We start from the raw sequence: 13,054 nt of genomic DNA, 5'->3' as shown, positions 1-13,054 counted from the left end.
GAAAGCTTTACCTTATCGTTCCATTAACCATGAACTATTCGAATCTTATCGAATCCTCGGCTTCGGCGGGGTCGCGTGGCGCGTCGAGCTTTTTCGCCGTTCGCGCCCAGAAGCTCGACAAGAAGGCGGGGTCGCGGATGGCTTCGAGGCGCTGCCATTCCGGAAAGGACGCGGCGAAAACGTCGGCACCCATTCGGGCGTCCTTGTAAGGATTGACCGCGCCACCGGCCTCGACGGTGATTTGGTCGAGTTCCTTCAGCAGCGCCAGCGTCGCCCGGCCACGGTTGGGAAAATCCAGCGTCAGCGTGAAACCCGGTCGCGGGAACGACAGCAGTGCCGGCGAGCGGATCGAGCCGAAGCGCTTCAAGACCGTGAGAAACGAGCCCTGCCTGGCCCTTTTTGCCGCCGCAAGCAGCGCCGGCACAGCCCGGCGCGCGACGTCTTCCGGCACCACGCTCTGATGCTGGAAAAGCCCGTTCGGTCCGTAGAGCCGGTTCCAGTTGCCGACGCCGTCGAGCGGAAAGAAAAAACCCTGGTAGCCCACCCGGCGCGGCGCTGTAGACCGGCCTTTCTTCCACCGGTAGGCAGCGTTGAAGGCAGTCAGGAACGGCCGGTTGAGCACGTTGAATGGCGGTTGGAACGGCACCGAAAGATTCCCGCTTGCACGCAAGGCCACATGGGAGCCATGCTCGGCGTGATTGCCGGTGAACAGCAGCCCGCGCCCACGGCCGTGGCCGCCGGCAAGCTGGTCGATCCAGGCCACGACGTATTCGTTGGCCTGGTCGGCCGCTTGGGCAAGCTCGAAGAATTCGCCGAGGTCGCGGAACGGGGTCGCCGTCTCGACGATGTCGAGCGATGGCACCCGCATCAGCCGGATAGATGCCGACAGGATCAGTCCAGTCAGCCCCATGCCGCCGATCGTTGCGGCAAACAGGCGTGCGTTGTCGGTGGCCGAGCAGTAGTAGGTCCGTCCATCCGATCTGAGCAGCGTGAAGGATTCGACATGGCAGCCGAAGGTGCCACGCCGGTGATGGTTCTTGCCGTGAACATCATTGGCGATGGCGCCGCCGAGCGTGACGAACTGCGTGCCAGGAACGACGGCCGGAAAGAAGCCGTATGGCGCTGCATGGGCGATGACGTCGGGCAGAAGCACGCCGGCCTCGGCCTCGATCACGCCGGTCTCGGCATTAAAGGCGCGGATGCGATTCAGCGGCCGCATGTCGACGACCTTGCCAGCCTCGTTCTGGCAGGAATCGCCATAGGAGCGGCCGTTGCCATAGGCGAGCAAGGCGTTTCTTGTCGCCTTGCCGCTCTTCAGCAACGCAACAGCGTCGTCCGCCGGGATCACATCGAGTGCCGGCGGCGTGGCAAGGCCGAAGCTCTGAAAACGCTGCTTCGCCACGCCTACCAGCCTCCGGCGACCAGAAACACGGCGCCGATGAGCACGACGATCTGGCTGCGCCAGTCGCGAATGATGAAGACGACCGGATCGTCGTGCATCTCGTCGCGGCGGGCGAGTATCCAGACGCGCATGGTCAGGTAGAGCACGATCGGGGCCAGCGGCCAGACCAGCCAGGGATGCGGATAGAGTTCGCGCACCGCGACGCTGTCCATATAGAGGGCCAGCACCAGTGCCGAGGAAAAGGCCGAGGCCATGCCCGCCTGGGCGACGATCTCCTGGTCTTCGGTGCGGTAGCCGCGGCCGGCAATGCGCTCGCCGGCTGGAATAGCGGTCGTGCGCAGCTCAACGAAACGCTTCACCAGCGCCAGCGACAGGAAAAAGAAGATCGAGAAGGCAAGCAGCCAGAACGAGACCTCGACGCCGGTCGCCGCGGCGCCCGCCAGAACGCGGATCGTATAGAGACCGGCAAGCGTCAGCACGTCGATCAGGAGCATGCGCTTGAACGACAACGAATAGGCGGTGGTGACAATGATGTAGCCGCCGAGAACGCCGAGGAATTCGATCGGCAGCAGAAGCCCTGCTCCAACACCTATTGCAAGCAGCACCGCCATCGAACCGAGGCCGAACGGGATCGACAGCGCGCCGCTGGCGAATGGCCGGTTGCGCTTGGTCAGATGTTTGCGGTCGAGCGCGAGATCGAAGAAATCATTGAGGATGTAGATGGCGGAAGCGACCGCGCTGAACGAGACGAATGCCAGCAAGCATTCCCAGATCATGTCGGCGTTGAAGTATTCGTGCGACAGCACCATCGGCACCGCGATCAGCGAGTTCTTCAGCCACTGATGAACACGCAGCATCTTGACGATGGTCCTGAATGTCGGCTTCGGCGCCGGCATCATTTCGGCACTGTGCGCGGCCTGCCAGCGCGCAGCATGGCGGTCGGGCGCGACGACGATTGCCGTGCGCGCGGCGTCGAATACGCTAAGGTCGTGCCGGCTGTTTCCGGCATAGTCGAAGCCGCCGTCGCCATAGGCGGCGACAAGCGAAGCGCGCTTTCTGCCTGCAGTCATGTTGTAGGGGCCATGGGTCGCCAGGACGCGATCGAATATCCCGAGATGCGCGGCGATCGCCTCGGCGAATTTGCGTGGCGTGCCGGTCGCCAGCACGATCTGGCGGCCCTCGCCATGTTCAATGCGAAGGCGCTGAAGCAGCGTCTCGCGATAAGGCAGCGATGCAGGGTCGATCTCGACGCGTTGAGCGATGGCCTGCTTCAACTGCGCCGGCCCGCCGGCAAGCCAAAACGGCACGAGGAAGATATAGAGCGGATTCTTCTTGAGAAGGATGAACAGCCCTTCCCACAACAGGTCCGTCGCGATCAGCGTGCCGTCGAGATCGACCGCAAGCGGAATTGCGTTCCTGTCCGACCGCGCATCCATTTTCGTTGCCCTGCCTGAAAGCGCATGACCCCGAAAACCGATTTTTTCGGAAAGGATCATGCGCCGATCCAAAACCAGCGCCGTGCTTCGGCGTCTTCGGCTCGATATAGCGGGGAACAGCGCAGCGAACGTTAAAACGCCCAGCCTGGCTTGGCTTGCATGACGGAATTTCGCTCTTCATCGTTAAGCATCGATGACCCGAAACGATAAAAAGGCCGGGCATTTTCCCGGCCTTCGAAAGCAAGCAGTCAACGTTACTTCATGCGGGTTACTTGATACGGGCGACCCCGCCTGAGATTTCGATCGTTTCCGAGCCGGTCAGCGCCTCGAGGTCGCCATTCGGCATGGTAACGAAACACCCGCTCGGGCAGAATTCCGCGGTTTCGCCGGCGGCCAGCGCCAGCTCCGTTTTGCCACCGCCTTCGGTCACGACCAGCGTGCGGGTCTCGGCGTCCTTGTTGGTCGCGCTGGCGGCGAAGGCTGAACCGCCCACGGCAAGAAAAGCGATGGCGGCGACGAGAGACTTCCACATTTGCAATATCGGTGTTTCCACCGCCTCTGTTGCATTCGCAAGGCATTCTCGCCCTTTGCATGTGAGCTTATATGAGATGCAAGCTGAACGGCAACTGAATGCCGCATTCATGCCGCATTTGGTTCTCGCTGCGCCGAGAGCTGGCATCAGCTGAATCTTGATAGATCCTAATCGGGATCCGGCTTGCGGATCTTGCGCCCGGATTTGGCCAGGCGTTTCGCCTCGGCCACGGCTTCCGCCTTCGCTTGCTCCTGTTCGGCAAAATCGACTTCGATCTTGTCGTCGTCGATCGGCCACGCCTCATGCTTCTTGGTCTCTACGACGGCGCGCGGCGCCGATGGAATTTCGATATGTTGGTCGGCGAACACATCGAGGACGGCAAACCGGATGTCGTTCTGCACGACGTTGCCGTTCATCACGTCCGCCAGGAACACGCGGATTTCGAATTCGAGAGCGGCCGGCCCGAAATTGGTGAACAGCACGAAGGGTTCGGGATTCTTCAGCACCAGCGGATGGCCACGCGCGATCTCCAAAAGCGCAGCATGGGCCTGTTTTACGTCGCTGCCGTAGGCGACGCCGACCTTGATGTCGATGCGACCGAGCTTGTTCCGGTGCGTCCAGTTGCCGACGGCATTGTTGATCAGGTTTGAATTGGGCAGGATCACCGACTGCCGCTGGAACGTCTCGATCTCGGTAGCGCGCACGCTGATCTTCTTGACCGTGCCGCTGATGTCACCGGCGACGATCCAGTCACCGACCTTGAATGGCCGCTCCGCCAAAAGGATCAGGCCGGAGACGAAGTTGGAGACGACGTTCTGCAGGCCAAAGCCGATACCGAGGGACAGGGCGCCGGCGACAAGCGCCAGGTTGGAGAGATCGATGCCAGCCGCCGAGACGCCGACGAGCGCTGCGAGCGCGACGCCGGCATAGCCGACCGCCAACCGGATCGAGTTGCGCACGCCGGTATCGACCTTGCCGCGCGCCATCACCGAGCCGTCGAGCCAGCCCTGGAACCAGCGCGTCAGGAAATAGCCGATGATGAAGACAACGATGCCGCTCAGGATGCCGGTCAACGAGATCGTCACCGAGCCGATGGTCAGGCCCGTCGCCAGCTTGTAGCCCCAGGCCTGGATGTCGCCGGGCTGGAAGCCCCACATCAGCAGGATCAGCGGCAGGAATACCAGCACGATCATGACATTGATGGCGACGCTGACGACCAGGCCGAGCTGGTCGAGCGCGGACTCCTCATAGCTGGAATTGACCGACAGCCAGCGCCCGATCGACGTGTTGGCAAAGCCGCCTTCCTCGCTGATCGCCCGCGCCGACAGGAAGCCGATATAGGCGGTGACCAGTATGGTGCCGGTGACCACGACCTGCAGCGAGACGAAGATGGCAAGGCCGATATAGCCGAGCAGCGCCGCGGCGACGGTGAAAAGGCCTAGCGCGAAGGCGGTGTACCGCAGCCACGCCGGCCAGGGCCGCCAGCGTCCGTCGGTGGCCTTGAACGGTTTCAGCAGCCCCATCAGGATCAGGATGACGCCAACGATGATGGTGGCGACAAAACTTCTGGCGATGGTCAGCGACAGCGGCGAGCCCATCTTGTCATTGACGACCGACAGGAAATTATTGATGCCGATAACCACCGCCATGGCCGTCGTCAGCCGCACCAGCCAGCGTGCCGGGCCGGTTTCAACGGGTATGAGCCGCCAGTTCGGCAGCCGCGGCTCCAGCGCCGCATTGGTCAGCCGGTTGACGCAGAACACCACCGCTATGACGGCGACCAGCGCATTCAGGAATACACCGATATCGCCGCGCAACACGTTGTAGTAGTTGAAAAAGAACACGGTCGAGACCAGGAAGACGCCGACCGCCAGCGTCGGCAGCAATGTCGACCAGAACGCCACCGACAGCCGGCTGAGATAGGAGGGGTCCTCAACGGAAGGGTCCGCTTCGAAGACACGCCCGAACAGACGCCGCCCACCGACAAAAAGCACTGCAGCCAGCGAAAGCGCCATCAAGGTCGCAGCCAGCACGGCCTGGAATTTGAACTTGAAGGCGAAGGTCAGCCAGGACGATACCGCCTTGTAAAAATTGGCGTATTCGTCCTGCGCATCGGAGAAGACCTCCGGGCTCAGTGCATCGGACAGCACATAACGTTTGGTGAGCACATTCCGAAACAGCTCGCTGCGCATGGTGCTAATCTTGTCGATCAGTCCGCTGATGCGGATCGACAGGTTCTGCGCGCTGGCGATGACGGCATTGATCTCCGCCTTTTCGGCGGCCAGTGCCCCGCGCTCGCTGGTGACGATCTCGGGTTCCTGTGGCTGACCCTCGGCCGGCGGCGCGCCCAGCACCTCGATACGGTTGTTGATGTCGGCAAGACGCGAACGAAATGCCAGCGCACTGGTCAACGCTGCCCGCGAAATATCCTCCAGTTGCAGCCGGATATCGACGAGGCCCGCGTCCTCCTCGGCCTCCTGCGGTATCTTTTTCTCGAGATCGTCGGTTTTGGCGGTCAGGTCCTGGATCGCCTTCATCTGCTCTGCGATCAGCGCGGCGGCGCCTTGGCCGATGGCCTGCGCCATCGCGTCGGAAGACGGCGGCGCCAAGACGAAAAGCGCAAGGATCAGAACCAGGCGGAGCAAACGAAAGAACATGATGTTTCCGGCGACTCGCGGACGGCAAAAGGCGGTTTCAAAAGCCCGTCCTTGATAAAGACGCTCATATCAAGGAGCAAGCCGTCGCGGGCGGCTCGTTTTCGGAGTCGGCCAGTCGAAAAGCGATGGCGCAATATTGGCTTTGCGGCAGCGGCCTGCTCTATAGTGTGCCGCATCGCCCAAAACGGATGACAAAAAGCCAGAACGGATAACAATAAGAATGGCGGAATATTCGGCCTTCTCGCTTCTCAAAAACGCGCTGACCGGCAACAAGGACTGGAAGCCGGCCTGGCGCAAGCCGGATCCGAAGGCATCCTACGACGTGATTGTCATCGGCGGCGGCGGCCACGGCCTGTCGACCGCCTATTATCTCGCCAAGGAGCACGGCATCACCAATGTCGCGGTGCTGGAGAAGGGCTGGCTCGGCTCGGGCAATGTCGGCCGCAACACGACGGCCGTTCGCTCCAACTACCTGCTGCCTGCCAACACCCGCTTCTACGAACATTCGATGAAGCTGTGGGAGAACCTGTCGCACGACCTCAACTACAACGTCATGTTCTCGCAGCGCGGCTGCCTGAACCTGGCGCACACGCCTGCCCAGCTTGACGATCTTGCGCGACGCGGCAACGCCATGCGCCATCTCGGCGTCGACGCCGAACTGATGACCACGGCGGAGATCGCACGCCTGATACCGGCGCTGGACGTCTCGGGCGCGGCTCGCTTCCCGGTCGTCGGCGGGCTGATGCAACCGCGCGCCGGCACCGCCCGCCACGATGCCGTCGCCTGGGGCTATGCGCGCGGCGCCGACCGTCGCGGCGTCGACATCATCGAAAATTGCGAGGTCACCGGTTTCCTGCGTGATGGCGACCGCGTCACCGGCGTCTCGACCTCGCGTGGTGAGATCCGCGCCAAGAAGGTGGCGGTCGCGGTGGCCGGCAGCACCGGACGGGTCATGCAGCTTGCCGGCATCGAGACGATGCCGATCGAGAGCCATGTGCTGCAGGCTTTCGTGACGGAATCGCTGAAGCCATTCGTCAATACCGTCCTCACCTTCGGCATGGGCCATTTCTACATGTCCCAATCGGACAAGGGCGGCCTTGTCTATGGCGGCGATCTCGACGGCTACAACAGCTACGCCCAGCGCGGCAGTTTGCCTATTGTCGACGAGGTGATGAGCGAGATGCTGGCGCTGTTTCCGGGGCTTGCGCGCGTGCGCATGCTGCGCTCCTGGGGCGGCGTCTGCGACATGTCGATGGACGGCTCGCCGATCATCACCACCGGCCCGCTGCCGGGCATGTATCTCAACTGCGGCTGGTGCTACGGCGGCTTCAAGGCGACGCCGGCGTCTGGCTGGTGCTTTGCCTGGACCATCGCCAAGGACGAGCCGCACGACTTCAACGCGCCCTTCACGCTCGACCGCTTCCATCGCGGCATGGTGATCGACGACAAGGGCCAGGGCGCGACGCCGCGGCTGCATTAGGTAAGACGAAAATGCTGATCACTTGCCCCTATTGCGGCCCGCGCGATGTCATCGAGTTCACCTACCAGGGCGACGGCAACCGCGAGCGCCCTCAGCCCGCGTCGCAGAATCTCGACGCCTGGAACGCCTATGTTTACGATCGGTTGAATCCGGCGGGTGACCACAACGAGATCTGGCAGCATTCCGGCGGCTGCCGCGCCCATCTCAAGGTCGTGCGCAACACGCTGACACACGATATCTCCAGCGTCGCCTTCGCGCGCGGCGACCACAAAGCCGCTGCGCGCCACAAGGCGGAGGGCAAGGCATGAGCCCACGCCGCACGGATGCCGGTGGTCGGATCGACCGGCTGCGAACCATCCGGTTCACCTTCGATGGCGCGCCTTACACCGGCCATGCCGGCGACACGCTTGCCTCGGCGCTGCTGGCCAATGGCGTCACCTTGTTCGGGCGCTCGTTCAAATATCACCGCCCGCGCGGCGTGCTGACATCAGGCGTCGAGGAGCCGAACGCCCTGGTGACGGTGCTGCGGGGCGAGGTTCGCGAGCCCAATATTGCCGCGACCATGGTCGAGATCTATGACGGGCTGACCGTTGTCAGCCAGAACCGCTTTCCATCGCTGTCCTGGGATGTCAGCGCCGTCAATCAGCTCGGCGGCAAGCTTCTGTCCGCCGGCTTCTATTACAAGACCTTCATGGGACCCGCGATCGGCCCGCTGAAGAGCACGCGTTTCTGGATGTTCTGCGAGCATTTCATCCGCCGGGCCGCCGGTCTCGGCCGCGCCGGGACTGCTCCCGACACGGCGCGTTATGAGCGCATGAACGCTTTCTGCGATGTGCTGGTGGTCGGCTCAGGTCCGGCCGGGCTGATGGCCGCCAGGGCAGCCGCCGATCAGGGCGCGCGTGTCATCCTCAGCGAGCTCGAACCGCATTTCGGCGGCTCGGCCAACTGGTCAGGCGAGACGATCGACGGCATGCCCGGGGCGGACTGGGCAGCGCGAGCCGCCGGCCAGCTCGAAGGCTATGACAATGTCCGCCTGCTGCCGCGCACCACGGTCTGGGGCTATTACGACGGCAACACGCTCGCTGCGCTTGAACGGGTCACCGACCATAAGGAGAGACCAGGCAAGGGCGAACCGCGCCATCGCTACTGGACCATTCGCGCCAAATCGGTGGTGCTGGCCACCGGCTCCTTCGAGCGGCCGCTGGTGTTTCCGGGCAACGACCGGCCGGGTGTGATGCTGGCGCATGCCGCCGAGCGCTACGCCAACGAGTACGGCGTGCTGCCGGGCAACAGGATCGCAATCTTCACCAACAATGACAGCGCCTATCGCTCCGCTCTTGCGCTGAAGAATGCCGGCGCGGCCATCGTCGCCATCGTCGACGTGCGGCCGGAGCTTTCGAGCGAGATGCGCGAGCTCGCCGATGAAGCGGAAGCCAAGATTCTTGCCGGTCACGCCGTGGTCGCCACCGAAGGCGGCAAGGCGCTGTCCGGCATCAAGGTGCAGCGCTTCGACATGGTCAACGGCGCGCTTGCCGGCGATCCGCGCAGCATTCAAGCCGACTGCCTGCTGATGTCGGGAGGCTGGTCGCCGACCATCCATCTGGCCAGTCAGGCCGGCGCTAAGGCGGAATGGAATGCCGCCAGGCAAGCCTTCCTGCCACCGAAGCCAACCCAGCAATGGATTGGCGCCGGCGCTTTCACCGGCAGCTTCTCCACCGCCGAGGCCATCGCCGAAGGTCGCGCCGCCGGGCTTTCGGCGGCCGGCGGGACCGGCGCACCAACGGCCTTGCCGGTCGTCGAAGCAGCACCCGGCGATCCCGACCCGGCGCCTGTGTTCGAGATCAAGGCCGATGGAAAAAGCTTCGTCGATTTCCAGCACGACGTGACCGCGGAGGATGTGCGGCTGGCGCATCGCGAAGGCTTTGTCTCGGTCGAGCACCTGAAACGCTACACCACGCTCGGCATGGCGACCGACCAGGGCAAGAACTCCAACATACCCGGCCTCGCCATCATGGCCGAAGCGCTGGGCAAGCCGATCCCGGAAGTCGGCACGACACGGTTCCGCCCGCCCTTTTCCGCGGTGTCTATCGGCTCGCTCGCCGCAGAACGCTTCGGCGACCTGAGGCCAGAGCGGCTGACGCCGATGCATGACTGGCACGTCGCCAATGGCGCAACCATGTATTCGGCCGGCCTCTGGTATCGCCCGATGATTTATGGCCATCCCGGCGAGACGATCGAGCAGGCCTATGTGCGCGAAGCCAGGGCGACGCGCGAGAGCGCCGGCATCGTCGATGTCTCGACACTGGGCAAGATCGCCGTGCAGGGTCCGGACGCAGCGGAATTCCTCGATCGGGTCTACACCAACATGTTCTCGACGCTGGCCGTCGGCAAGGCCCGCTACGGGCTGATGCTGCGCGAGGACGGCCTCGCTTTCGACGACGGCACGACGTGGCGGCTCGGGGATCAGGACTTCCTGATGACCACCACCACGGCCAATGCCGGCAAGGTGATGCAGCATCTGGAGTATTTCCTTGACGTTATCTGGCCGGAGCTGAAGGTCCACGTCACCTCGGTGACCGACGAATGGGCGGGTGCCGCCATCGGCGGACCAAAGGCGCGAGCCATTCTTGCCGCTTGCATCACTGGCACCGCCGTCGACAACGCCACGCTGCCTTTCATGGGCATCGTGCACGGCAAGATATCAGGCGTGCCGGTGATGATCTGCCGGCTGTCTTTCTCCGGCGAAATGGCCTTCGAAGTTTACTCCGGCGCCGGGTACGGCACCCATGTCTGGGAAGCGTTGATCGAAGCCGGCAAGCCGTTCGGACTGGTGACTTACGGGCTCGAGGCGCTGGGCACGATGCGCATCGAGAAAGGCCACGTCACCGGCGCCGAGATCGACGGCCGAACCACGGCGCGCGACCTGCATCTCGACTGGATGCTGTCCAAGAAAAAGCCCTTCATCGGCTCGGCGATGATGGATCGCGAGGGGCTGATCGCTCCCGGCCGGCTGGAACTCGTCGGTCTGATTTCGCTGGACAACCAACCGCTCAACGGCGGCGCGCACATCGTCGAGGCGCTTGACGAAGCCAATCCGCACGATTCCATCGGCCACATCACCGCTTGCTGTTATTCGCCGGCGCTCGGCAAATACATCGCGCTCGCTATGGTCAAGGACGGCAAGGCACGGCGCGGCACGCGCGCCCATATCTCCGATCCCCTGCGCAACCGGTTCGGCCCGGTCGAGATCGTCTCCAACCACTTCTTTGATCCGGACGGGAGCCGCATGCATGGTTGAGCGCCAATCACCGCTTGAGCTGGCACCGCTTGAGCCGGAACTGCGCACCGGCTCGCACGGCGATTTCGAACACGGCATCGATGTCATCCTCTCCGAAACCAGGCCGGGATCGATCCTGCAGCTCGCTGCCTGGCCGGGCCAGGAGAAGAAGTTGATATCAGGCATCCGCACCGTTACCGGCCTTGCTCTGCCCGATGGCGCCGGCGCCGGCAGCACCGACGGCGTGAGGTCGGTGTTCGGCTTCGCGCCGGGAAAATTCACAGTGGTCGACGAGGCCGAAGGCCTGGCATCAGCCTTTGCCAATGTCGTCACCCCGGCGATCGGCACGGTGACCGACCTGTCGCACGGCCGCACCGCGATCCGCATCGCCGGACCAAAGGCCGAATGGGTGCTGGCAAAACTCTTCGCCATCGACTTCGCGCTGCCGGCCTTCCCGGTCGGCGCCGGCCGCTCGACCATGCATCATGACGTCTTCGCGCAGATCCAGCGCACCGGCGCCGACCAGTTCGACATCTATGTGTTCCGCTCGTTTGCGCGCTCGTTCTGGAAGGCGCTCTGCCATGCCAGCGAGGAAGTCGGCTACGAGGTGCAGTAGACCGAGGCGGCGCGTCGTCACCTCACTTGGCGCCACCTCATTTGGCGCCACCTCATTTGGCGAATGTCACCCACTCTTCCAGCGGCGCGCGGTCGGTGCGGAACTCGTTTTCGGGCTTGGATCTGTCCTCATGGCCGAGCGCCATGCCGCAGACGACGATCTCCTCGTCGGGGATATTAAGCACCGGCCTGATCTGCTTGTGATACGGTGCAAAGGCCGCCTGCGGACAGGTGTGCAGGCCCCTGCCCCGCGCCGCCACCATGATGTTCTGCAGGAACATGCCGTAATCGATCCACGAGCCCTTGTTCAGCCGCCGGTCGACCGTGAAAATCATGCCGACCGGTGCGTCGAAGAAGACGAAGTTGCGGTCGTGCTGCGCACGCATCCTGTCCACCTCGCGCCGGCCGATGCCGAGCGCGCCGTAGAGGCCGAAGCCATTCGCGCGCCGCCGGGTGAGATACGGTTCGAAGAACTGGTCGGGGTAATAGCGATATTCGTCCCAGTCGGCCTTTTCGGCGCGGATGCCGGAATTGAGGATGGCGTCGGTGATCCGCTGCTTGACCTCGCCCTTGGTGACGTAGACCCGCCAGGGCTGCATGTTGGTGCCCGAAGGTGCACGCGCGGCGACAGAGAGAATGGCGCGGATCGTCTCGTCATCGACCATCTCGGGCAGGAAGGCCCGCACAGAACGGCGTGACGTGATCGCCTCGTCGACGATCGCCGCATCCTTGGCAATCCGGGTGTTGTTTTCCAGCATGGGCCGTCCCTTTACGCGTAATCCCTAAACCGGAATCGATTCCGGAAAGATCATGCGCCGTCCAGAAAATGGGAGAGCACCATTGCGGGTCCAATTGACGCGTGGCGCTCTATCGTAAGCGTCGACCGGGCGCCCTCAATCGCCGTTCGTGGCCGAGCCTTTGCCTGAACCGCCAAAATGGCGCAAGCAAATCTTGTGGCCTCATGAAAATCGTCTTGATTTTTTCACGAACTTGACCTCTCATGAAATTTCCCCCAAATTTTTCACCAAGGGGAATTTTTCAGTAAGAGAAATGGCTTGACCTCAACCGCCGTCAGATCGGAGCAGGAAAACCGCGAACGGCTGCTGGCCGGCGATATCAGGGCGCTGCGCAGGGCGCGCGGGCTGACGCTTGCCGAGATCGGCCTGAAGCTCGGCCGCTCCGTCGGCTGGGTCAGTCAGGTCGAGCGCGGCCTGTCGATACCCTCGCTCAGCGATCTCAGGGCCTTCGCGGAATTGTTCGGCGTGCCGGTCAGCCTGTTCTTCAGTCACGACGTGCCCGTCGAGAACGAGCGCGGCGTGGTCGTGCGCGCCGGCAGCCGCCGCACGCTTGGCACAAGCGATTCCGGCCTGGTGGAGGAGCTTCTTTCGCCTGATCTCGGCGGTAGCTTCGAGATGCTGCGTTCGGTCTTCGCGCCGGGTGCGGAGCTGAAGACCGAGGCGCGCCGGCCGACGGAGGAAGCCGGATATGTCGCTTCCGGCAGCTTCGACATCGAGATATCAGGCGTCTGGCACCGGCTTGGTGAGGGCGACTCCTTTCGCTTCGACGGCAAGCCGTTCCGCTGGCGCAATCCTGGAGCGGAGCCGGCTGTCGTCATCTGGGTGGTTTCGCCACCTGTCTACTGAATATAGGTCTGG

Annotated in this window: 10 protein-coding genes; 5 read left to right on the top strand and 5 right to left on the bottom strand. The window is 63.3% G+C overall.

Features of this window, described 5'->3' with window-relative positions:
- Nucleotides 1-34: 34 nt before the first annotated feature.
- From EJ075_RS24625 to EJ075_RS24610, 4 genes are all read right to left on the bottom strand, one after another.
- Nucleotides 35-1,402, bottom strand: coding sequence for an FAD-binding oxidoreductase (locus tag EJ075_RS24625; RefSeq protein WP_126106095.1), 1,368 nt, complete (start codon nt 1,400-1,402; stop codon nt 35-37).
- A gap of 2 nt (nt 1,403-1,404) precedes the next feature.
- A complete protein-coding gene (locus tag EJ075_RS24620; protein ID WP_126107442.1) occupies nt 1,405-2,838 on the bottom strand; it encodes a UbiA family prenyltransferase in 1,434 nt (477 codons plus the stop codon).
- Nucleotides 2,839-3,106: 268 nt separating this feature from the next.
- Nucleotides 3,107-3,370, bottom strand: coding sequence for a hypothetical protein (locus EJ075_RS24615; RefSeq protein WP_095486721.1), 264 nt, complete (start codon nt 3,368-3,370; stop codon nt 3,107-3,109).
- Nucleotides 3,371-3,537: 167 nt separating this feature from the next.
- A complete protein-coding gene (locus EJ075_RS24610) occupies nt 3,538-6,027 on the bottom strand; it encodes a mechanosensitive ion channel family protein (protein WP_095486722.1) in 2,490 nt (829 codons plus the stop codon).
- A gap of 220 nt (nt 6,028-6,247) precedes the next feature.
- Here EJ075_RS24610 and EJ075_RS24605 point away from each other — a divergent pair, with 220 nt between their 5' ends.
- The 4 genes from EJ075_RS24605 to EJ075_RS24590 are packed head-to-tail and all read left to right on the top strand — an operon-like array spanning nt 6,248 to nt 11,400.
- Nucleotides 6,248-7,507: a sarcosine oxidase subunit beta gene (locus EJ075_RS24605; protein ID WP_095486723.1), complete on the top strand. Its 1,260-nt coding sequence runs from the start codon at nt 6,248-6,250 to the stop codon at nt 7,505-7,507.
- 11 nt (nt 7,508-7,518) lie between these two features.
- Nucleotides 7,519-7,815: a sarcosine oxidase subunit delta gene (locus EJ075_RS24600; RefSeq protein WP_095486724.1), complete on the top strand. Its 297-nt coding sequence runs from the start codon at nt 7,519-7,521 to the stop codon at nt 7,813-7,815.
- Nucleotides 7,812-10,805 carry a sarcosine oxidase subunit alpha gene (locus tag EJ075_RS24595; RefSeq protein ID WP_126106094.1) on the top strand — a complete coding sequence of 998 codons (2,994 nt, stop codon included), beginning with the start codon at nt 7,812-7,814 and terminating at the stop codon, nt 10,803-10,805. Before EJ075_RS24600 ends, EJ075_RS24595 begins: the two co-directional genes overlap by 4 nt.
- Complete coding sequence (locus EJ075_RS24590; protein WP_126106093.1) at nt 10,798-11,400, top strand: sarcosine oxidase subunit gamma; 603 nt, start codon at nt 10,798-10,800, stop codon at nt 11,398-11,400. The genes EJ075_RS24595 and EJ075_RS24590 overlap by 8 nt, the downstream gene beginning before the upstream one ends.
- Nucleotides 11,401-11,452: 52 nt before the next feature.
- Here the strand turns inward: EJ075_RS24590 and EJ075_RS24585 are convergent, their stop codons facing one another.
- Entirely contained in the window at nt 11,453-12,157 is a 705-nt protein-coding gene (locus tag EJ075_RS24585) for a nitroreductase (protein ID WP_095486727.1), read from the bottom strand.
- A 297-nt stretch (nt 12,158-12,454) separates the two neighbouring features.
- Here EJ075_RS24585 and EJ075_RS24580 point away from each other — a divergent pair, with 297 nt between their 5' ends.
- Entirely contained in the window at nt 12,455-13,042 is a 588-nt protein-coding gene (locus EJ075_RS24580) for an XRE family transcriptional regulator (RefSeq protein ID WP_126106092.1), read from the top strand.
- The last annotated feature ends 12 nt before the right edge of the window (nt 13,043-13,054 follow it).

The sequence above is a fragment of the Mesorhizobium sp. M6A.T.Cr.TU.016.01.1.1 genome (genome assembly GCF_003952585.1).
In the GTDB taxonomy this organism is placed as follows: domain Bacteria; phylum Pseudomonadota; class Alphaproteobacteria; order Rhizobiales; family Rhizobiaceae; genus Mesorhizobium; species Mesorhizobium mediterraneum.
This window is presented reverse-complemented; position numbering and strand designations above follow the sequence as displayed.